The sequence below is a fragment of the Shewanella sp. genome, from assembly GCF_047975355.1.
In the GTDB taxonomy this organism is placed as follows: Bacteria; Pseudomonadota; Gammaproteobacteria; order Enterobacterales; family Shewanellaceae; genus Shewanella.
In genome coordinates this window covers 37,164-59,674 of record NZ_JBKEDJ010000025.1, presented here as the reverse complement: position 1 = coordinate 59,674, position 22,511 = coordinate 37,164, and the positions used below count along the sequence as shown (strand labels likewise).

23 protein-coding genes are annotated in these 22,511 nt (G+C 45.9%); all 23 read right to left on the bottom strand.

The features are described from left to right. Positions 1-17: 17 nt before the first annotated feature. The 23 genes from fliE to ACK5NH_RS08595 all read right to left on the bottom strand — a co-directional run bounded on the left by fliE (position 18) and on the right by ACK5NH_RS08595 (position 22,383). Complete coding sequence (fliE, locus tag ACK5NH_RS08705; RefSeq protein WP_011625692.1) at positions 18-356, bottom strand: flagellar hook-basal body complex protein FliE; 339 nt, start codon at positions 354-356, stop codon at positions 18-20. A gap of 177 nt (positions 357-533) precedes the next feature. Then, positions 534-1,874, bottom strand: coding sequence for a sigma-54-dependent transcriptional regulator (locus tag ACK5NH_RS08700; RefSeq protein WP_416919261.1), 1,341 nt, complete (start codon positions 1,872-1,874; stop codon positions 534-536). Further along, positions 1,867-2,949: a sensor histidine kinase gene (locus tag ACK5NH_RS08695; protein ID WP_416919259.1), complete on the bottom strand. Its 1,083-nt coding sequence runs from the start codon at positions 2,947-2,949 to the stop codon at positions 1,867-1,869. Before ACK5NH_RS08695 ends, ACK5NH_RS08700 begins: the two co-directional genes overlap by 8 nt. Before the next feature lie 108 nt (positions 2,950-3,057). Further along, a complete protein-coding gene (locus ACK5NH_RS08690; RefSeq protein WP_416919257.1) occupies positions 3,058-4,491 on the bottom strand; it encodes a sigma-54 dependent transcriptional regulator in 1,434 nt (477 codons plus the stop codon). Between the two features lie 288 nt (positions 4,492-4,779). Next, positions 4,780-5,190 (bottom strand): flagellar export chaperone FliS, encoded by a 411-nt coding sequence (gene fliS / locus ACK5NH_RS08685; RefSeq protein WP_416919255.1) that lies wholly within the window; start codon positions 5,188-5,190, stop codon positions 4,780-4,782. 6 nt (positions 5,191-5,196) lie between these two features. After that, the gene (locus ACK5NH_RS08680) at positions 5,197-5,517 is read right to left on the bottom strand and encodes a flagella biosynthesis chaperone for FliD, FliT (RefSeq protein WP_416919253.1); all 321 of its coding nucleotides are present in this window, start codon (positions 5,515-5,517) and stop codon (positions 5,197-5,199) included. A 29-nt stretch (positions 5,518-5,546) separates the two neighbouring features. Beyond that, positions 5,547-6,917, bottom strand: a complete 1,371-nt coding sequence (gene fliD / locus ACK5NH_RS08675; RefSeq protein WP_416919251.1) for a flagellar filament capping protein FliD — start codon at positions 6,915-6,917, stop codon at positions 5,547-5,549. Between the two features lie 43 nt (positions 6,918-6,960). Continuing rightward, positions 6,961-7,347: a flagellar protein FlaG gene (locus ACK5NH_RS08670; protein ID WP_416919249.1), complete on the bottom strand. Its 387-nt coding sequence runs from the start codon at positions 7,345-7,347 to the stop codon at positions 6,961-6,963. A 131-nt stretch (positions 7,348-7,478) separates the two neighbouring features. Next, entirely contained in the window at positions 7,479-8,297 is an 819-nt protein-coding gene (locus tag ACK5NH_RS08665; RefSeq protein WP_416919247.1) for a flagellin, read from the bottom strand. A gap of 255 nt (positions 8,298-8,552) precedes the next feature. Next, on the bottom strand, positions 8,553-9,374 hold the full coding sequence (locus ACK5NH_RS08660; protein ID WP_416919245.1) for a flagellin: 822 nt from the start codon (positions 9,372-9,374) through the stop codon (positions 8,553-8,555). 94 nt (positions 9,375-9,468) lie between these two features. Then, complete coding sequence (gene flgL, locus ACK5NH_RS08655; RefSeq protein WP_416919243.1) at positions 9,469-10,680, bottom strand: flagellar hook-associated protein FlgL; 1,212 nt, start codon at positions 10,678-10,680, stop codon at positions 9,469-9,471. Between the two features lie 11 nt (positions 10,681-10,691). Continuing rightward, a complete protein-coding gene (gene flgK, locus ACK5NH_RS08650) occupies positions 10,692-12,617 on the bottom strand; it encodes a flagellar hook-associated protein FlgK (RefSeq protein ID WP_416919241.1) in 1,926 nt (641 codons plus the stop codon). 40 nt (positions 12,618-12,657) lie between these two features. Beyond that, a complete protein-coding gene (flgJ, locus tag ACK5NH_RS08645; protein ID WP_416919239.1) occupies positions 12,658-13,812 on the bottom strand; it encodes a flagellar assembly peptidoglycan hydrolase FlgJ in 1,155 nt (384 codons plus the stop codon). Positions 13,813-13,829: 17 nt separating this feature from the next. Continuing rightward, a complete protein-coding gene (locus ACK5NH_RS08640; protein ID WP_416919237.1) occupies positions 13,830-14,921 on the bottom strand; it encodes a flagellar basal body P-ring protein FlgI in 1,092 nt (363 codons plus the stop codon). 11 nt (positions 14,922-14,932) lie between these two features. Continuing rightward, positions 14,933-15,607, bottom strand: coding sequence for a flagellar basal body L-ring protein FlgH (flgH, locus tag ACK5NH_RS08635; RefSeq protein WP_416919235.1), 675 nt, complete (start codon positions 15,605-15,607; stop codon positions 14,933-14,935). A gap of 12 nt (positions 15,608-15,619) precedes the next feature. Further along, a complete protein-coding gene (flgG, locus tag ACK5NH_RS08630; RefSeq protein WP_011625678.1) occupies positions 15,620-16,408 on the bottom strand; it encodes a flagellar basal-body rod protein FlgG in 789 nt (262 codons plus the stop codon). A 10-nt stretch (positions 16,409-16,418) separates the two neighbouring features. Further along, positions 16,419-17,162 (bottom strand): flagellar basal-body rod protein FlgF, encoded by a 744-nt coding sequence (flgF, locus tag ACK5NH_RS08625; protein WP_416919233.1) that lies wholly within the window; start codon positions 17,160-17,162, stop codon positions 16,419-16,421. 172 nt (positions 17,163-17,334) lie between these two features. Further along, entirely contained in the window at positions 17,335-18,696 is a 1,362-nt protein-coding gene (flgE, locus tag ACK5NH_RS08620; protein WP_416919231.1) for a flagellar hook protein FlgE, read from the bottom strand. Between the two features lie 62 nt (positions 18,697-18,758). Continuing rightward, positions 18,759-19,529, bottom strand: a complete 771-nt coding sequence (flgD, locus tag ACK5NH_RS08615; protein ID WP_416919229.1) for a flagellar hook assembly protein FlgD — start codon at positions 19,527-19,529, stop codon at positions 18,759-18,761. A gap of 24 nt (positions 19,530-19,553) precedes the next feature. Then, on the bottom strand, positions 19,554-19,970 hold the full coding sequence (flgC, locus tag ACK5NH_RS08610) for a flagellar basal body rod protein FlgC (protein WP_011622048.1): 417 nt from the start codon (positions 19,968-19,970) through the stop codon (positions 19,554-19,556). 2 nt (positions 19,971-19,972) lie between these two features. After that, a complete protein-coding gene (gene flgB / locus ACK5NH_RS08605; RefSeq protein WP_088212011.1) occupies positions 19,973-20,377 on the bottom strand; it encodes a flagellar basal body rod protein FlgB in 405 nt (134 codons plus the stop codon). Positions 20,378-20,521: 144 nt separating this feature from the next. After that, positions 20,522-21,361, bottom strand: coding sequence for a CheR family methyltransferase (locus ACK5NH_RS08600; protein WP_416919226.1), 840 nt, complete (start codon positions 21,359-21,361; stop codon positions 20,522-20,524). A gap of 101 nt (positions 21,362-21,462) precedes the next feature. Continuing rightward, entirely contained in the window at positions 21,463-22,383 is a 921-nt protein-coding gene (locus ACK5NH_RS08595) for a chemotaxis protein CheV (RefSeq protein WP_011622045.1), read from the bottom strand. Positions 22,384-22,511 lie beyond the last annotated feature (128 nt).

Genomic DNA, 22,511 nt, shown 5'->3' with positions numbered 1-22,511 from the left:
TTGCGTTATTCACTGGCCTAAACAGGCATGCTCATTATTTCTTTATAAGCTTCAACGAGCTTATTGCGCACTTGGACTGTGGCTTCAAAGGCAACACTGGCCTTTTCGCGGGCGATAACTGTATCAGAAAGGCTCACAGTGGTGTCACCCATTTCGAGTCGGGTCGCGAGATTCGATGAGGTTGACTGCAAACCGCTTACATTGCCAATGGCTTGGGAGAGGAGTTGTCCAAAGTCAGCACCGCTGGTGTTATTCACTTGCTGCACAATGTTATTGGGTGAAATCCCAAAAGAAGGTTTGATTTCACCTTGAAGTGACTGCATTTCTTGCAGTAATGAATTCGCGCCAATTTGCATGTCGTGCTCCCCATCGTCGAGTTATTGACGATTAAACTCTCTAGATAAACAGGATATGCAAAAGCACGGCCAAGTTTTCACTTAGCCGTGCTAAAAAGAATTGAGGGAATCGTCAGATATGAAATTGCCACAGGGTAACACAGTGGCAAAGGTGCAAGTTAGGTTGCAAAAACCGACTTAGTTGGGCAATTGAATCCCCATATCGCGCATTCTGGCCATCTTGTATCTTAAGGTACGCGCACTGATCCCGAGTTTCTCGGCAACCAACTTACGGCTACCTTGGCATTGCGCTAAGGTTTCAAGAATGATCACATGCTCCTGCGCCTTCAACTCTTCACCTAAACCTTCAGGCTCGTTGGCGTATTCGGCTTCATCGGATGAAAGAGGCACATCTTGGGCATCGATAATAATATCGTTGGCGGTAATCACAGCCCCAGCACGTAAAATTAACGCGCGTTGGACAACGTTATCCAACTCGCGCACATTACCCGGCCAGCGGTGACTGAGTAAACGACGACAAGCTGCCTCATCAAACTCAGGTAAATCAAGCACATTTAGCGACTTGGCGTGTTTCGCGAGTAAATGCCGAGCTAAGGGCAAAATATCCGCAGGGCGTTGATTCAGTGCAGGCCACGTCAGTGGAAACACGTTAATGCGATAATAGAGATCTTCCCGGAATTGCCCTGCGGCAACCACGGCCTTTAAATCCCGATTCGAAGTGGCAAGCACCCGAACATCTAACTTAATGGTTTTGCGACCGCCTAAACGCTCCACTTCACGCTCTTGCAACACGCGCAGCAGTTTAGCCTGTAACCCCAAATCCATCTCTGAAATTTCATCGAGTAATAAGGTGCCGCCCTGTGCCTGCTCAAATTTACCAGGGCACGCCTGATAAGCCCCTGTAAAGGCACCCTTTTCATAACCAAATAAGGTCGCCTCGAGCATATTCTCAGGGATGGCCGCACAATTGATGGCCACAAACGCTTGGTCGGCGCGGCTGCTATGTTGATGAATATAACGGGCTAACACTTCTTTACCCGAACCACTTGGTCCAAGGATCATCACCGAGGCATCGGATGCCGCCACTCGCTGTGCCAGTGACAGCAGCGCCAGGCTCTTTTCATCGGCAACGACGGGTTGATCGCCACTTTGCTTGAGCGGCAAATAGCGGGAAACTTGGTTTAGCAACACCTCAGGAGCGAAGGGTTTGGCCAAATAATCAACTGCGCCCAATTTAATTGCACTAACTGCGCTACCAATGGTGGCATACGCTGTCATCAACAACACGGGCAGTTTGGGATGATGCTGCTGCAGGTAATTTAATAGCCCTAAGCCGCCGATACCTTGCATCTGCACATCACTGATCACTAAGTCAAACTGATGCTGTTTTAGTGCGATAATGGCTTCCTCGCCGGAAGCCACATCGATACAGTCGTATTGCGCCAACATTAAGGTATCGAGCAAAGCCTCACGCAGTGAAGCATCGTCTTCGACTAAGAGTAATTTGGCTTCAGACATAGGGTTTCTCCAACGGCAATACAGTGGCAGATTTCGCCTGCGGGAACGTTAGCGACACAGTGCAACCTTTATCAGGCATACAGCTTAATTGAATTTGGCCGCCATGATTGCGTACCACAGACTGCACAACGGCTAAACCGAGACCCGTTCCTTGTGCTTTTGTGGTAAAGAAAGGCTCTAATACTTTTTGCTGCATATTGGCATCCAGCCCTTTGCCGTTGTCAACCACATTCAAGGCTAACTGCTCGCCGACATCATTGGCTACGATTTTGATCTGCGTCGCCCCAGCTTCAAGGCTATTCATCACCAGATTATTAACGGCAGAACTCAGTGCATTCACATTCGCGAGCATCAAGCCATTGGACGCATTAGTTACCGTCAATGCTGCGCCTCGCTTAGCCACTATCGGCTCGCAGTTCGCCATGACAGTATTAATAACCTCATCAAGGTTTACCAACTCACCCAATTCATCCTGCCGCCCTTTGGCCATCAGCAACATATCGTTCACTTGGCGCTCAAGTTCGTTGAGTCTATCCACTAACTTCTGTTGAAATTTTACCTTTGCGGATTCGGATAATTTAGGACTGGCGAGATTCGCAGCATATAGCAGTGCTGCCGATAATGGCGTACGCACCTGATGCGCCAGCGTCGCGACCATTTTACCGAGGGCTGACAGGCGTTGCAGATGCGAAAGATTCTTTTGCAATAGACGGGTTTCAGTCAGATCCGTCAGTACAATTAATTGACCAGGCTCCGGTGTTAATGGGGTAATCGCAAATTTGACTCGGCGACCATTACGGAGTGACACCTCATGGCCGTCATCGTCCTGTGGTGCAAACGCCGTATGGATCACATCAATCCAGCGGACGCCGCATAACGTCTGCTCCAGCAATTCCACGGCAACAGGGTTTGCATCGGTGACAATGCCATCACCGTTCAAAATCACCACGCCAGAGGGCATAGCCTGTAAAATATGCTCCATCCGATTGGACATATTGGCGGCCTCACGCAGTTGGTTCCATTGTTTGCTAGTGTGCTTGAATGTTTCAAGTTGCGCTAGTGGATGGGCTGACATAGTCACTCCGTCAAAAAATTGCTTCTAACGGAATGACTGCAGATTCTATGCCAAATTAAGAAATGAATTTAGAAAGGTAAAACAATAGGATACGCAACAGCGAAATGACTATTCCTTAGTCATTCCATATTTACGCATTTTCTCGACTAAGGTAGTACGGCGAATACCGAGCATTTCGGCGGCACGCGCAACCACGTTATCCTGCTGCTCTAACGCTTGGCGTATCATATCGATTTCAAGCTCAGCCAACAGATCCTTAAGGTTAACCCCTTCCGGCGGTAACTCACTCGGGAAACGGGTTTCAGGGATTTCAACCGGCTCTTCACTGGTGAAGATGGACGCCAATGCATCACGTTCCTGTTGTTCTTCACTGAGCTCGATGCTGTATTCAGGCACATCGATATGGCGATACTTGATGGGCAAGTCATTCACATCGACTAAACCGCCCGGATATAAAATCGTTAAACGCTCAACCAGGTTAGAAAGTTCACGCACGTTACCCGACCAAGCGTGTTCTTTTAACGATTCAATCGCTCGCTGAGTAAAGCGTACCTTGCCACGCCCTTCGTTATAAACCCGGCTCACCAACTCTTGCAACAGCAAAGGCACGTCATCCTTACGGTCACTCAACGCCGGCATTTCGATCGGAAAGACGTTGAGGCGGTAATAAAGGTCTTCACGGAACTCGTTGCTGGTGATCATGCTTTCGAGATCTCTGTGTGTTGCAGCAACAACACGCACATCGGCGTTAATCGTCTTAGTGCCGCCAACACGTTCAAAAACACGTTCTTGCAACACGCGCAGCAATTTTACCTGCATCTGCAAAGGCATATCGCCAATTTCATCGAGAAACAGTGTGCCACCTTCGGCGAGTTCGAAACGGCCTTTGCGCGAGCTAATTGCGCCGGTAAAGGACCCCTTCTCATGACCAAATAATTCACTCTCCAGCAACTCAGGCGGAATCGCGCCACAGTTAACCGGAATAAAAGGACCATCACGGCGCTCAGACAGGTAATGAATGTTACGAGCGACAACTTCTTTACCCGTACCCGACTGCCCTAGCACTAACACCGTCGCATCAGAAGTCGCAACCTGGCTAATCAAATGACGAACATTGGCGATACCTTCACTACGGCCCACTAAGCTACGGAATAGTTTGGTTTGATTAGCACTGGTTGGGACTTGAGGACGTTTGACCTGCCCATACACTTGGCAAAAATGCAGCAACTCGGTTAACTGCGGATAGTTTAATGGTTCTTCGATTTGGCCTAGGATATTTGCAGCCTGTAACTCGCCCACATTCCCAAAGGACAAGATAGGTTGCCATGGATACTGATTCGCGAGCGACTTTAATTCGTCAACGGACACAGTCTCAGTGCTTATCACCAAAGCGCGATAACGGGTGTCTTGGAGGCTAGTGCTTAATTTTTCGATGGCGAAAATCTCGATTTGCTCGCCCAAAAATTCAAAAATGCAACACAGGCGACTTAAGCGCTCTGATGGGGTTCCGACAAGTAAAATTCGTTGATCTGTTTGCATCATTCAGTAGGCCGTAAAGCGCTAATTAGGTATCAATTCGCATTAATTATTTATGATTAGTTGCTGTAAAAGCTTAACAAATTCAATGTAACAATCTGTGCCACCATCACTACTGTGATGAATATTGTATTATCAGCAGTCGAGAAGCAAGCTTCGAATGCGGATTATGCCAAACTGAATTGATTTTAGTTCATTTATCCCATGATTCTAGTTAATTATGTCAACAAATTGACGGAGACCAAAAAAAAGACGCATTCTGTGCGTCCTTTTTCCTGTTGATCTATAACACAATTAACGAGCTTCTGAATGCGAAGAGATATTGTGTTTATCAGCGGGAATGGCATCCCAACCTTCTTTGATGGTACGTAAAATATCGCACACATCATCAATCGCTTTCACATCGTTATTGAGGTTAGCTTCAGAAATTTTACGTAGCATGAAATCATAAAGATCGCTGAGATTTTTAGCAATTTGCCCACCAGCATCCATATCCAAGCTATTATTTAACCCGGTAATAATTCCAATAGCCTTGTTTATATAAATTCCCTTGTTTGCTAAGTCATTTTGTTCTATTGCATAACGACTTTGGGCTAAACGTTGCAGTGCGCCTGCAAACATTAACTGAATGATTCGATGTGGGGAAGCTACGGTAATTTCACTTTCTAGTGAAACCTTACGATATGATTGCAGTGACCCTCTCATAAACACCTACCTATTTGAATCTATAGTCTCATAAACACTTATCTGGCGCTTATTCTTACTGCTTGCATGTAATAATGCTTGCCTGTCAGCCATGATAATACTCGCCTTTTTTGAAAAGTCCTGAGTAAGATTAAGCTGACTTTGAAGATAATTAGCATCAGTCATATTGGTATCGGCGACTAATACATAGAGTAAAAGTTGACGCTCTTCTACCATGCTTTGCAAATTTGAGACCAAGTCATCGGTTTGAATATCTTCTGCCGGGATTCGTCTTAACTGTTCTAGCACTTGCTCCAGTGCCACATTGAGCTCATCAAGTTGCTTCACAAACGACCCCTTAACTTACGTAAATCAATTTAGCTCTTTTTAACTGCACCAGGTAATGAGTTTAGACGATCGACTAATCCACTACTCTGTTGATTTAGTTGGCCAACTACAAGGTCCATAGCATTAAATTGTTTAGTTAAGCGAGCTGTTAGCTGATCCATTTTCAGCGAAAATGCTTCCCGTTGATCATCTAAACGGTTCTGTTGATTAGTATAGCTAGTTTGGCGATCAGCAATTAAACCACGCGCTTTAACATAACTGTCAGCAAAATCATAAAATCGGTTTGCAAGCCCTTGTTCTGGGGTTGAAAACAATGCTTCTATGCTAGGCATATCTTCAGAAAGCGCTTTGGTCAGCTTTGTGTCATCAATAGACATTTTGCCATATCGATCTGTTTTTATACCTATATCGTATAGTGCAATCGAGCCACCACCTTCTGTAGTGACTCGCTCACTTGAAATACTGCGTAACTGAGACTCAATAGAGCGGATCATAGAATCGCCCTGTAATGCCGCCGCCGTCTTCTTATCTTTATCATAGGCCGACATCTTATCTACAGCTGAAGCTAGATTATTATAGGCATCGACAAAAGCTTGAATATTGGTCTTTACCGCATCATTATCCTGTTCGATTTTAACCGTTGTCGTTTTCGCAACATCTGCATCGGTTAAATTAAAAGTAACACCATCTATGGCATTTTTGATTTCATTTGATTGTGAGGTTACTTTTTGATTATCAATGTAAATAACTGCATTTTTCGCATCTTGGAGTGTGGAGATATTCCCCGCACCAAACATGTCATTAATGCCCGTGCCTGAAGTATCATTGGCAGTGATGCTAATTTGGTTATTTTCACCCGTTTCATCGGAACTAAAAACTAATTGGCTGCCCGAATCGGTGGTAATGACTGTAGCGGTAACACCCACATTATCAGAAGCGTCATTGATTTTTTTAGCTATTACGGCTAAAGAGTCAGTGGCAGCAATATCGACAGAGAAATTCTTACCATTAACACCAAAATCTAGACTCCCCTCTCCGACAGGCAATGCTGGATCGGTTACACTTTTTCCAGCGATCTTATGGCTCACGGCAAGTTGCTCAACCTTAATACCATAACTTCCTGCTTGAGCAGTTTTATCTGCAGTAGCCTTCAGATAAGTTTCATTACTTACAGAGATTTTTCGCTGATTTAGCGTATCGCCCGTTTGTAATTTTTTGATGGCATCTTGAAAAGTAGACAGCGCACTTTTTAAGCTTCCCATGGCGGAGACTTTAGCTTTAATACTGTCTTCGGTTTTATTAAACATCGCCTCTTTCGGAGTTTTTTCAGCATCGACTAACACCTTTACAATGTTAGCGATATCCAAACCTGAACCGATACCTGTCGCTGTTAATGCCATATAAACCTCTACTCATCAATACTCACCACATTTAGTATGAGTCTTATGCCTCTGTTTTCATCAAAAGTCCTGTCACTTCAGACAGTTTTTCAGCTAATTTCAAAGCTTCTTCACTCGGCATTTGTCTTATGACATCACCAGTATCTCTATCTAAGACAGTTACAACTGCTTGACCTGAGTTTTCGTCAACCTTAAATGCAAGACCTTTACGCATCATTGACATCATATCAGAAAGCTCAGTAGCTACTTGCGTTAACTTCTCAGGATTTTGTTCATTTTCAGTCGCACTTTGCTCAGGCGGTTGTTCAACCGTAGATACGGCAGCATCGCGTTTTAATTCAACATCAGCCGTCGGTGCTTTCGGTGGCACTTGAGCTAAATCAATTCGGCTTTGAACCGAAGTTGATATATTGGCTATATTGATATCCATAGCTATACCTCACCATCAGGAGCATTTGTCTTATTACAGCAAAACAAACACTATAACTTTAATGACCATTTATGCAGCAAAGGGAGATCCGTCTCCGAACCTCCCTTATAACCTTATACTTCAGTATGTTATTAAAGTAGTGATAAGGCCACTTGAGGTAATTGGTTAGCTTGAGCAAGCATTGCCGAACCTGTTTGCTGTAACACTTGGTTCTTAGTCATTTGTGAGGTTTCTTTAGCAAAGTCGACATCTACAATACGGCTTTTCGCATCGGCAACGTTTGCTTGAGTATTGGCACTGTTGCTAATGTTGTGAGCTAAACGATTTTGTACCGCACCTAAATCGGCGCGTTGTGTATCGATCGTTTTGATTGCTTTATCGATTGCAGCAAGTGATGACGCACGGTTTGCAGAAGTCGCAAGCGCTAATCCACTAATTGACAAAGATGTTTTATCTGTTTTCTTCACTTTTACAGTAACATCTTCACCTTCTTGGTGACCAACTTGGAATAATTTTCCAGCAGAGAAGCCACCTTGCATTAATTTTGTATTACCGAAAGCGGTTGTTTTACCAATGTTATCAATTTCAGTTGCTAACTCATCCATTTCAGCTTTTAGTGCTGCAATGTCGTCTGCGCTGTTTGCACCGTTTTCAGCTTGAACAGTCAGATCACGCATACGCTGTAACATGTTAGTCTGTTCTTGCATCGCACCTTCAGCAATCTGTGCAATAGAGATAGCATCGTTGGCGTTACGCATACCCACTTCTAAACCGCGCACTTGGCTATTTAAGCGGTTAGAAATTGCTAAACCAGCTGCATCATCTTTTGCGCTGTTAATGCGCAGACCACTGGATAAACGTTCCATTGAAGTGGCCAAACCGCTAGCTGAAGAGTTTAAGTTCTTTTGTGCTTTTAAAGATGTGACGTTAGTGTTTACTGTAATGGCCATGATCGTTTCCTCTTTATACCTGGCTTGTTAGCTAAATTTGCCTGTCTACTTAAGCCAGGCGGGTCTTAGTGGTTACAGTATATTTAACGGCAGCACCTTTTTTATCTTTAGAATTATTTTTTAAAAATTTTTACTTTTAAAAAATAATTTATTTTTCATAGTGATAACTACTTTACCCAATAAAAACTTTGCCTACTTTTCTAGAAACCTAGAAAAAGTAGGCAAAAAGCACTTCCATACGCTCGTAAAACTAAATTAGCCTAACAGTGATAACGCCACTTGCGGTAGTTGGTTAGCTTGAGCAAGCATTGCCGAACCTGTTTGCTGTAACACTTGGTTCTTAGTCATTTGTGAGGTTTCTTTAGCAAAGTCGACATCTACAATACGGCTTTTCGCATCGGCAACGTTTGCTTGAGTATTAGCACTGTTGCTAATGTTGTGAGCTAAACGATTTTGTACCGCACCTAAATCGGCGCGTTGTGTATCGATCGTTTTGATTGCTTTATCGATTGCAGCAAGTGATGACGCGCGATTTGCAGATGTCGCTAGGTTTAAGCCTGACACAGATAAAGATGCTTTATCCGTTTTCTTTACTTTAACGATGACATCCTCACCTTCCTGATGGCCAACTTGGAACACTTTCCCAGCAGAGAAGCCGCCTTGCAACAACTTTGTATTACCAAATGCGGTACTTGTACCAATGTTATCAATTTCAGTAACTAACTGATCCATTTCAGCTTTCAGTGCTGCGATGTCGTCTACGCTGTTTGCACCGTTTTCAGCTTGAATAGTCAAGTCACGCATACGCTGTAACATGTTAGTCTGCTCTTGCATTGCTCCTTCAGCGATCTGAGCAATAGAAATTGCATCGTTTGCGTTACGCATACCTACTTCTAAACCACGAACTTGGCTATTTAAGCGGTTAGAAATCGCTAGACCCGCGGCGTCATCTTTAGCGCTGTTAATGCGTAGGCCACTAGATAGCCTTTCCATAGAGGTCGCTAAACCACTACTGGAGGTATTTAAATTTTTCTGTGCCTTCATCGAAGTCACGTTAGTATTAACTGTAATAGCCATGTTGAGTTCCTCTTCCTAGTTATACTGCCAAGGCTTGGAGCTTGGCTAAATTTTTAACAATTTATCTTACAGAGGGTTAGGTCTTTGCTTTCTGTTAAATAAAGTCAAACAGGGAAACAGAACCCACCTTACTAAACACGTTAGAGACTGCGTTCAATGCAAGCTGCTGCTTTTCAAATTCCGTAATCGCTGACGCATAATCCAGATCTTCCAGAAGAGAAAGCGCTGAAGTATTTACCACTTTCTCTTCTGTATGAGTATCCTTGTAACGCTCGACGGCTTTCAGATTATTTCCCGCCACACTTCTGGCAGAACTGATCTGATTGACGCCACTGTCGATATTATTCAATATTTGTGCCAACTTTGCTTTACCTTGAGGCGTGTTTGCCGCGTTAGGATCTTCGATCAAAGCGATCGCATTATTGACCGTGTCGAAAATACTGACCTCAGCCTGTGGTTCCATACTGAAACTATCACCAGCACTGGGTTTACCGTCTATCTTGACTTCAATACCATTAAAACTCACCGGATTAGTCGCATCGAAGTTCGCTACATTTGCTACTGGATTATTTGCTGAATCAAGCACCTGTAGATTGACGCCATCAGAACCATTATCAGAAAAATTAAAAGTATAAGTATCAGCAAGATAAGTCGCTTGGTCAGTAATTTTTGCCGTTTGAACGTTAAAGTCGCCTTGCTGGCTGGCCAAATAATTGACGCTAAAATCACCAAGCCCATTAGGTGCTTTCATAAACGCGAGATCGCCAGGCACATTGGTGCCAAGGGCCACTCCTGACTGAACTAAGCTATCGCGAACGCCCGAGTCGCCGCTGTAAACGATCTTTGGCGGCGTAGAGTTATCGAAAGCAAATGGTTGTTTGTCTGTACTAAAGCCAGAGAACAGATAATTGCCTGACTCATCCTTGCTATTGGCAATGGAAAGTAACTCTTCGAGGCTGTCTTTCATCTCATCGGCAATCATTTGCCGCTCTGAGTCGGATAAGGTGCCGTTTACGGCGCGCATAACTTGTTCACGGATAGATGCAGTTAAATCTTCGGCACTACCTAACTTACTCTCCGTCACTGCGAGGCGATTATTGGCATAGTCGATATTCTTCATAAATTGATCGACTAAGGCATTGCGTTGATTCAGGTTATCGATACCTAAAGCCGCAACAGGGTCATCCCCTGAAGTACTCACCTTTTTGCCACTGCTGAGTTGCTCTAAAATTTTGCTCGTGGCCGTTTGTTTTTGCAGCACACTACTAATGCTTTGATTAAAGAGCTGCGCGCTTGATAGTCTCATCGTCACTTCTCCTAACGCACTGAGGTCAGTAGGGTGTCAAAAATTTGCTGAGCGGTTGACATGATCCGCGCAGAAGCTTGATAGGCCTGTTGGAAACGCATCAGGTTGGCCGCTTCTTCATCTAAGTTCACACCCGATTCACTCTCCACTCTGGCGTAAGCCTGTTGATAAATGGCATCCGCTGCCCCGACTCGCACTTCCGCCGCTTTGGTTTGGCTACCGATATCTTGCTTGGTCTGTTCAAACACATCAGCAAGCGTCGACTTGCCGCCATTCATCACTTTGGTATCGCTAAGCTTTGCCATTGCCAATGCATTAGTATTATCCCCTTCGGCAAAGGATAAATCGAAGGTAAATTTGTCACCTGCAGCCGCCGCACTGCTATCGACTTCAAAGGTAAAGCCAAACGCACTAATGCTCGGTGGTGTATATGCCGCCGGTGCGCCAAGGGATGTGCCGTTGGCATCGAAGGCTTCAAAGGTTGGAGGCGCGGCTGTGGTGTCTAATTGAATAGTCAATTCGCCACCCGTTATGGGGAAGTTTGCTGCATTACGATCGGTAATTTGCGTTAACTTGACTTGAGTATTGCCCGAGTTTGCCGCATCAGGGGTGATTTTAGGCGCCGCGGCGGCAATGCCTTTGGGATCTGTCATCACCACTTCAATGCCATTGGCCGCCCCAGCGGTTGGGCGAATAGAGAATCTGTCACCCGAGGCCATTGCCCCCGCTTTGATATCGATCGAAAATCCTGCGCCACCTTCAAGCTTAGTGCCATTTAAGGTGAGCGGTGTGATAGTGCCGGTTTGCGTGTCTCTGAGTTCATAGGTGGCTGGTGCCGTAAAAGACAGCTCGTAGGATCCACCCGATAAAGCGCTCGTATCGTCAATATTCACACCTAAGGTCGCATTGCCTGTGTTGCCAGAAAATCCCCCTACACGGCCTAGAGACATCAAAGGATCGTTGATATCTTTAAAGATATTGCCGCCTACTTGACCGTTAAGATCAAACCCTTGAGCCTGTAATTTGTTAAAGTTATCGGCAACCCCGAGGGCGAGTTGGTCGAGTTCTAAACTCGCTGGCACTAAGGTTTGTTCACGATATTCAAACAAGGCACCGAGTTGACCACCTAACTTATTTGGATCAACACGTACGCTCTGGGAGCCAATGGTCGACATCAACTGCAGTTCATTGGGGAAAGGATCACCCGTCGTAGTGCTCACCGACATCGGCACTTCACCCGAAACCAACATAATGGCGCCGCCGAGCATGATGCTCTTAGCCCCATTTTCTAAGGGGATCACATTCACCTGCGCGTACTGACTCAGCTCCTGCACCAGCGCATCTTGCTTATCCAGTAACATGGCATCTTGATTGGGCGACTTCATCAGTTCGAGGTTCAGATTAGCAAGTTCCGTGCTGATCTCATTGATACGTTTGGTCATGCCAGTGATTTGATCATTGGTTTGACTGAGTTGTCCGTTCAGCGTCGACTGCATCTGGTTCAAACTGTTCGCCAATTGTTTGGCATCGTTTAAAGTCGAACTGCGAATGCCTAAATCAGCAGGTAAGTCCGCCAAGCTATTCAAGCCAGAAAACAGATCGTTCAAGCTCTGCGGTACCACTTTGCCTATTTGCGAAAAAATTTGGTCAAGCTCGCTCAACTTGCCATAGCTCGCTTCGGCCGCACTCAGCGTGGTTTGACCAATACGCAATTCGCGCGCAGCATAGTCGTTATAAATACGCTTAACATCAGACACATAAGTGCCTGTACCGTAAAAACTATTGCCAAGGCGTTGAGAATCTAAGGTAGTTTGCGTCGCCACTTGTCTGTGGTAACCCGCGGTGTTGGCATTGGCAATGTTATTACTGGTCACCCCCAGTTGTGACTGGGATGCGAGCACACCGGTACGGGCAATATTTAATAGATCGATAGCCATCAGCCGATACTCCCCAACACTAACATCCTATGAAGAATGATCATTTGTCTTCTCCTGGCAGTATCGACTTCAGCTCTTCACTGATGGACTGCATGACTTTAATGACTTTTTCAGCATATTTAGGATCGGTGGCATAGCCAGCATCCTGCAATGCGCGAATAAACTGAGTCGGTGACGCCGCCACTTTCTTGGCATCTTGATAGCGCTCACCGTCAGCAATAAAGGAAACAAAATCGTTAAAACTGTGCTCGAAATCGGCATACACCCTAAAGTCGGCTTTTTGTCTAACGGCAACACCCTGCTCAAATTCCAAGGTGCTCACGTTAGCCTTATCACCTTGCCAGCGGCGATCGGCTTTAATGTTGAACAGGTTATGGCTAGGCGCGCCATTATTGCCACGGACAATTTTTTGCCCCCAACCTGTCTCAAGGGCCGATTGTGCCAATAACACTTCGGGTTTAGTGCCAAGGGCTTTGGCGGCTTTTTCCGCATGGGGATAGAGCGTCGCCAAAAATTCTTCACGGCTACCAAATTTAAGGGTCTTTTGCGTCTCTCTAAATGCCGCCGTCGGCAAGATTTGGCCGCTGATCACAGGTTCGATTGGCGATAAAGGCTGCTCTGACCAAGCAGGCTTTGGTGTATCTATGGCCAATAAACGTTCGGGTCTATCAATATCCAAAGAAGAAGTCACGCCACCTGCGTTATCCACTTCAAAACTTGGGCGCGCAATCGATGCTGGTACGCCTTGGGCTGCAACGACTGGCGCAGCGGCGCTTTGGATTTCGGTTGCCGATGAGGTTTGAGTGGGAATGTGGAATGCTTTCGCATCATGTTGCAGCTTCATGCCACCGTCATTACGCAATACGGATGCGGGCGTAAACTGACTCGACTCAGGGGATAATTGCTGCACCATCATGTCTGCAAGGCCCAGCACACCTTTATCCGATAAATCGACGGACAACTGCTGGTCCCGCATTTGCTCATAAAACTTAGTGTATTGGCTGTTGAGTGGGCTGTCGGACTCGAACACCGCGTTGGCATCACGCATGCTTTTCATCAGCATTTGCACGAACACGCCTTCAAATTGTTGGGCGACTTTTTTCAAGGCGCCCTTCTCATCTTTCTGTGCCTGGGCGCGCAGGGAATCGAGCCCGCCCAGATCAAGAAAATGTGATGAACTTGAAAGCTTTTCCATGATTTTCCCGACAGAAATTAGATGATGATAAGTTCACCATGCAAAGCACCTGCCACTTTTAACGCTTCGAGGATAGCAAGTACATCTGAAGGGGCCGCGCCCACCAAGTTTACGGCTCGCACTAACTCGTCTAAGGTCGTGCCAGGATTGAACATAAACATACGACGATTGCTTTCACTGGCATTAATAGTGCTGTTGCTGGTCACCGTGGTTTGACCATTCGCTAACGCATTAGGTTGAGACACCTGAGTCGCTTCAGCGATAGTCACAGTCAAGCCACCATGCGTCACCGCGGCTGGCAATAACTTGACGTTCTGCCCAACCACAATCGTGCCTGTACGTGAGTTAACTATCACTTTGGCTGACTCGTCAGCAGGCTCCACTTCGATATTCTCAAGCGTGGCCAAAAAAGACACCCGTTGTGACACATCCCTTGGAGCACTAACCTGCACAGAAGTCGCATCCAATGGCCGCGCCATATCCGGGCCAAGCAAGTCATTGATCGCATCGGCCATACGCTGCGCGGTAGAAAAATCCGAGCGGCGTAGGTTGAACGTCAAATAATCGCCAGTCGAAAATGGCGTTGCTACGCTACGTTCAACAATCGCGCCGTTAGGAATACGACCCACCGTTGGCGTATTTTGAATGACTTTAGAGCCATCCAAACCATCGGCGCTAAAGCCGCTGACCACTAAGCTGCCTTGGGCAATAGCGTACACATTGCCGTCGACACCTTTAAGGAAAGTCTGCAATAGCGTGCCGCCGCGCAGGCTTTTCGCTTCACCTAGGCTAGATACGGTGACATCCAATTCTTGGCCGGGTTTGATAAAGGCTGGCATATCCGCATGCACAGCCACCACAGCTACGTTCTTAATTTTGGGTCTGAAATTATCGGGCAAGTTAATCCCAAAGTTTTTCAGCATGGTCATAAAGGTTTGTTCGGTGTAACGAGTCTTTTCGCCCGTACCGGGTAAACCGACGACCAAGCCGTAACCAATCAATTGGTTATTACGAACCCCTTGAACATTGGCAATATCTTTAATGCGCTCGGCTTGGCTAGGCAGTGAAAACACCAGCATGGCAACCGCTAAAATCAGTTTCAATTTCATGATACGACTCCTTAGAAGGGCCACCAATCGCTCATAAAGAACTGGCTTAACCAGCCCACTTTTTGCGCTTCGGCGAAGGTACCAGTACCGCTGTATTGAATACGCGCATTGGCCATACGGGTTGAATCAATCGTGTTATCAGGCTTAATATCCTGCGAGCGCACTATGCCCGTTACGCGAATAAACTCATCGCCATTATTGATAGATATCCACTTTTCACCGCGCACCACTAAGTTACCGTTATTGAGCACTTGCATCACGTTGGCGGAGATGCTGCCGTCTAAGCTATTGCTTTGATCGGCATCGGACTCACGCTTAGTGTTCATGCTGTCTTTGTAACGCAAGTCGAGGGGCACGCCACCAATGGACACATTGCTGCCGCCAGCATAAATAGGGTCGAGCGACATATCAGAGCCTTTTTTGATCTGATTACCCGCACTCTTTTTCGCTTGAGTCGCTTCTTTCAACACGATAGTGATGATGTCACCCACTTTATGGGCGCGAATATCCGAATAGAGACTGGCCGCTTGGCTGTCTTGGTAAATTGACCCAGTCGCGGCAATTTTGGTTGGCGGCGCTTCGGGATAAACCGGTGCATAGAAGGGATCATCTGCAATCGGCTTCTTGGGAGTAGAGCTACATGCCGTAAGCAAGAGCGCACCGGCCAATATAAAATATCTAGCCATGATAATGTGCCTCTATAAATTCTGATTCACATAAGCCAGCATCTGATCGACCGCCGAAATGACTTTGGAATTCATCTCGTAGATCCGCTGACTTTCAATAAGATTCACCAGCTCTTCAGTCACGTTCACGTTAGAGGTTTCTAACGCGCCTTGACGAATCGCCCCCATACCATCGAGTGATGCAGTGCCTTGAATAGGCGTACCACTGGCACCAGTCTCGGTATACAGGTTTTGTCCCATAGGGTCTAAACCCGATGGGTTGATAAAGTCAGACATGCTGAGCTGTCCCACCACTTGGTTCTCCGCCGCGCCCGGCGTCTTCACAGAGACCTCACCTTCGGCAGATACTGTAATACTGGTCGCATCTTCAGGAATCGTAATCGCAGGTTGCAGTACATAACCCGAACCTGGGGTTACAATTTGCCCAGTGTCATCTAAGGTAAATTGACCATTACGGGTATAAGCCGTGGTGCCATCGGGTAGCTGCACTTCAAAAAAGCCAGGGCCTTCAATCATCAGATCGAGTGAGTTATCCGTGGTCAACATATTGCCTTGGGTAAACATCTTTTGGGTGGCCACCACTTTTGTACCCGCACCGATATTTAAACCGTTTGGCAACTTAGTGTTCGAGGCGCTAATGCCCCCCGCTTGGTTAACGGTTTGATAGAGTAAGTCTTCAAAGACTGCGCGGCTCTTTTTGTAGCCGACGGTGCTGGCGTTCGCGACGTTGTTTGAAATCACCGCTATATCGGTTTGCTGTGCGTCTAAGCCAGTTTTACTAATCCATAAGGCTGGATGCATAATTTATCTCCTAACTAATCCGCATTAATGAAGATGCCGCGCGGTCATTTTCTTCCGCGGTTTTCATCATCTTCACTTGCAATTCAAATTGTCGCTGTAGGTCGATTAAGGACACCATCTCATCCACTGGATTGACGTTACTGCCCTCTACAGCACCACTCTCAACAAACACATTCGGATCGGCTGGCGCAGGATTACCCGACACCAAACGGAACAATCCATCCTCGCCACGCATCATTTGTGCGTTACCAGGATTAACTAGCTTTAACCGCCCGACCTCTTCGATCACTTCCGTTGTCGCGCCCTGAGGACGTACAGAGATAATGCCATCCTGTGAAATCGTCACTTTTTCAATCGGCAGGGGTAACACAATCGGCCCCGCATCGCCCATCACTGGATTACCGCGGTCGTTATGCAATAGCCCTGTTGAGTCAAAACTTAAACTCCCTGAACGGGTATAGGCCTCACTGCCATCCTTTGCCTGAACAGCGAACCAACCATCACCTTTAATGGCAACGTCAAGATCCCGCCCAGTGGTTTTAATCGGACCTGCTCGAAAATTGGCGGAGGGCGTTTCGACCATGGCAAATACCCTCGATGGCAATCCTTCACCAAAGGCTTGCATCGATCTGGCTTGTGCCATATCCGACTTAAATCCATCGGTATTGGCGTTAGCTAAGTTGTTGGCACGCAATGCCAATTCATTCATATTTTGCTTAGCACCGCTCATGGATATGTAGAGGAATTTGTCCACAGACTGCTCCGTCAAATTTTCAACCTGACAATAGCAAAGCAAGCATCATGCCAATAAAATTAATGGCTAATTTACTGATAAATTGGGAGAAGATTATGAGGAAATGGCTACAGCGCCAAAAGAGGCTAAGTGTTGCCGCCAGCGGCAACACTTAGAAAAGGGAGAAATCAGCTTAACGAATTTGCAGTACTGTTTGTTGCAGGGTGTTGTTCACTTCGAGGGTACGGGAGTTGGCCTGGAAGTTACGTTGCGCCGAAATCAAATCCACCAGTTCTGTCGTTAAGTCGATGTTAGATTGCTCTAACGCCGAAGAACTGATGCTACCGAATGTACCACTGTTTGGTTCACCCGCGAGCGCAGGACCCGACTCAAGGCTGGCCTTCCATGAAGTGTTACCTACTTGGGTCAAACCTTGCTCGTTGGCAAAACGAACTAAGGCAACGCGGGATAATGGCACGGTTGAACCGTTGGAGTAGCTGGCGGTGATCAAACCATCTTCACCGATTTCAACGTTTGTTAAACGGCCCACTGTTGTACCATCCTGCGTTAATTCGGTTGCCGCAAACGGCGCCGAATACTGAGTCGGTGCATTGAACTTAATAGTCACATCTTGAGTACCATCGGCACCTGGACCTAACACTCCAGCACCACCTACACCTAATGATTCAGTGGTAACGACCGCAGGATCGCTACCGGTATACACGCCGACAGAGTTAAACTTCAATACTGAACCTTTCCAACCGCCAGTGGTTTGGGCTGTCCCAGTACCATCAGCCGTACCGTCACCATCGGTATCAGTCTGATAAGTCCCCGCTGGACCAGACACGTCCACTTGCTTACCATCAATCGCGTAGTAGGCAACCCAGTTGTTTTCACCGTTATAAGAGCCGTTATTTGGCTTCACGAAATAGGTGGTCATGATATGCGGCTCACCGAGTGAGTCGTAAATCGTCATTGAGGTCACGCTGTTATAGGTTTTGGAGTCCAGCGGGTCAAATGCTGCGGGGTCGAGTGAACCTTCTTTCGCGTTCAAGTTCATCTGCATAGTCACGTTTTCAGTCTGAACCGGGCTACCTGCGGTATCAGGAATTTGTACTGGCTTAGCGGTGGTTAAACTGACTGATGTCGAGTTACCGTCTTTATCTACAGGGAAGGTTTGTAAATAATTACCAGCTGAATCAACCATATAATTATTTTTATCGACTTTAAATGCGCCTGCACGGGTAAATTGGTGATCTAAAGTGCCAATTTCAGATGCGGTCACAAAAAAACCGCCCCCTTTAATCGCTAGATCTAAGGAGTTATTGGTCAACTGCAAACTACCTTGGTGGAATTGCTGCGCCACTTGGCTCGTTGCCACACCACCACCAACGGCGGTTTTAGAGTTAGAGAAAATTGAATTAGCGTAAACATCCGCAAATTCAGCACGCGATTCTTTAAAGCCAATGGTGTTAGCATTCGCGATGTTGTTCGCTGTAGTGTTTAAATCTTTCTGAGCAGCAGAAATGCCACTCAATGCAATGTTAAACGACATAATTCACCTCTACATTTCACTCAATTCAATTAAGGACCCAGGTCCAACTTAATACTGACAAATTAGGTTTCTGACACGGCCAACACATCGGACAGTTTGATTCCCATTCCGCCCCTGAGGTTTAAAATTGCCCCAGTGCTGGCTGTACCTAAAGAAACACTCGTGACATGGGCATATGTGGAAACAGCTAAGTCTTGTGATTCACCCTCGACTAACCCACTTGCTTTAATCGAATAGTTCCCCGGAGCCACAGGCTGACCATCTTTATTTAATCCATCCCAAGTGACTGGGACATTTCCACCTTCGCTGCCATCAACAGTAAATGTGGCAACAACTTGTCCTTTCTCATCTTCAACACGCACATTGATCACAGGAATTTTCTCTGGCGTACTCACCACCCCGCTCAGGGTTGGGCTTTCGGCAGACACATTGCCGGTATCTGTCGGGATCAGCACTTTACGTCCAACTAATCCCGATGCTTGCAGTGCCTGACTCGATGTCATCACACTGTTTAAATTAACAATTTCATCGTTAAGCTTAGAAATACCATCCACGGTCGAAAAGGATGCCATTTGCGCAATCATCTGGTCGTTGTCGACTGGCTTGAATGGATCCTGCATCGACAACTGCTGACTGAGTAATGAGAAAAAGTCTTCCTGCGTTAGCTGTTGGCTCTTGGCTTCAGGAACAATGGAGTTACCAGGCAAACGGATCCCATCTAAAAAGGGATTGCCAGTTGAGCTGCTCGTGGTATTCGTTGCCACCGTATTCGATTGACTCTTAGTTTGAGTCGTCTGAGCCGAATTCTGGCTAAGTTGATTAATGAGGCTCACAGCTTACCTCCTAAATAGCGCATGTTATTTACCCATCCCAAGTGTTTGTTGCAGCATAGATTTTGCGGCCTCAGCAACTTGAACATTCATCTGATATGAGCGAGAGGCAGAAATCATATCCGCCATTTCTTCCATGACATTCACATTCGGCTTATAAATAAAACCATCCGCATCCGCCATGGGGTGATCCGGCGAATACTCTTTTAAAAGGGGTTTATCACTTTCGACGATGCCTTTTACCGCCACACCTTGAGAGGCTTGTTGCTGACTCTGCGCCTTGGCCATTTCAGCTTCAAAAATCGGATGGCGGGAGCGATAAGTTTTATCAATACTGCTAGAAACTGAATCGGCGTTAGCGATATTACTCGCCGTGGTATTGAGTCGGACGGACTGGGCAGACATACCTGAGCCAGCCACATCAAAAATGCTAAATAAACTCATGATTAATCCCCTCTCAGCGCTTTTTTCATGCCGCTAAACTTACTGTCTAAAAATCCCAAAGACATTTGATACTCAAGGGCATTTTGCATAAATGCCGACTGCTCCTGTTGAATATCCACAGTATTACCATCCCCAGTGTCAGGCTGATTTGGCACACGAAACTTCACGTATTGCCCCGTTAACTGTGCGAGGCCAAAGTGCTGCTCATCGCCTGTCATCTCTAGGCTATTGCGCTGCTGTTGCTGGGTTTTCGCAACATTTAAAGCCGCAGAAAAATCGACGTCACGGGCTTTATAATGTGGCGTATCGGCGTTCGCGATGTTGCTTGAAATAACTTCGGCACGCTCGGCACGTATACCCAAAGTGAATTGGTGCACACCAAGTGCCTTATCAAAACTAATCGCCATAAAATTGCCTCCATCGTGACTCTCACGGGAACAAAGCAATTCATGTGCCAAAAAGTGGTAACAAATAGAAATGTATATAGATGAGGTTTTACGAGGTAAAAAATTACCGACTATTGCCGGTAATTTTTATTTAATATCATTTTGTTAGGTCTTTTTCTGGTAATAGATGCCAGGATTGCAACGTACCATATCAAACTCATCCGTCAGACCCGCTATCGATTCTGACGCACCGAGGAACAGTATGCCCTTCGGATTCAAAGCGGCAGCGAATTGCCGCAAAATTTTTGCTTTTGCCTCTGGGGCAAAATAGATCAGTACATTTCGACAAAAAATGATGTCGAACTTGCCGAGCAAGGTATAACTCTCAAGTAAGTTATGGGCGCGAAAATTGACTAAACGCTTAACGTTTTCCTTTATTCGCATATTGCCAGAAGGCAAAGCATCAAAAAACTGGCGCTTACGTTCCTCAGATAATCCGCGTGCCAATGCCAAACTGTCGTACTCGGCATTTTTGCAACGCTCCAACATAGAAGGCGAGAGATCGGTCGCTTGAATCGAGGCTCCTCCCGGTAAAGCTCCTGGTTTTTTCTGTTGATATTCTATTATGGTCATCGCCAACGAATAAGGCTCTTGGCCGGACGAGCAAGCTGCTGACCAAATCTTTAATGGACGCCCCAACTTACTGTATTCAGGTAACAATACATTGTTTAACAACTCAAACGGATAACGGTCACGAAACCATAAGGTTTCATTGGTTGTCATGGCGTCAATAACTTCAGCCCTTAGGGCTCGCTCCGTTGGCTTCATCGAATGTTTTACTACATCGGATAACGAAGGTAGATTATATTTGCCCATCAAAGGAGCAAGACGACTGCGCACTAGGTATTGTTTATTTTCCCCTAGTACGATGCCGCTGTGTTGTTCTAGGAACAACCTAAATTGATTATATTCGGCTTCAGCGAGTGATTTGTCAGGCACATTCACGTCCTAGATCCTATAGCAAGCACCCAAATAAGTGCCAACAATCATGTCATAAGGGCTAGATTATAGCGTAAAGCTCTACTAGGCACTAACCCACACTTTCACTATAAACTTAAATGCTTGTTCACTGCCGCAGCTAGTTCATCGGGATTGAATTTGGCGATAAAGTCGTTGGCGCCCACTTTTTGTACCATGGCTTGATTAAAGACGCCGCTTAATGAAGTGTGCAGAACGACCTTGATATGTTTAAGCTTTGGATCGTCACGGATCTCTGCTGTTAAGGTATAACCATCCATTTCTGGCATTTCAATATCAGAAATAATCAATGGAATTTCTTCGGCGACATTGTTCATTTCGGCTGCGATAGTCTTCAACTTATCCAATGCTTCACGGCCATCTTTTGCCGTATCAATCTGTAAGTTTAACGACTCAAGTGCGCGAATAATTTGCTTACGAGCAACCGCAGAATCGTCAATCACCATAATGTGATAATGCTGACTTCTATCGATCGTGAGCTGCTCATTGACTTCTTCACTGATAGCGGTTTTCACGGGAGAGATTTCATCTAAAATCTTTTCAACATCAAGGATTTCGACTAATTCGCCTTCAATTTCAGTCACTGCAGTTAAGTAGGAATAACGACCAGCGCCCTGTGGTGGCGGCATAATGGCTTCCCAATTCATGTTGATAATACGCTCAACTGAACTGACCAAGAAACCTTGCACACTACGGTTATATTCTGAAATGATGATGAAACAATTTTCGGTACTCGCTAACGGACGACCGCCAGTTGCAGCGCTCAAATCGATAACCGAAATAGTCGTTCCGCGAATATGGGCAACCCCCTTAACGTAGGGGTTAAGCTTAGGTAAGGCAGTTAATGGCGGACACTGCAGAACCTCTTTAACTTTGAATACGTTAATCCCAAATCGCTGACGACCATTCAACTTAAATAGCAATAATTCTAGTCGGTTTTGACCTACGAGCTGAGTGCGTTTGTTGACTGAATCAAGAATACTCGACATAACTCTGCCTTGTTGTTCTGTTTATGTACGGCCCTAAAACTCGTTTGAGTATAGGCATATTAATTGCTTGCGTCTTGTCATCCATAACCATAGTTGAAACTGAGTCAAACTTCTGACACAAAATTTTG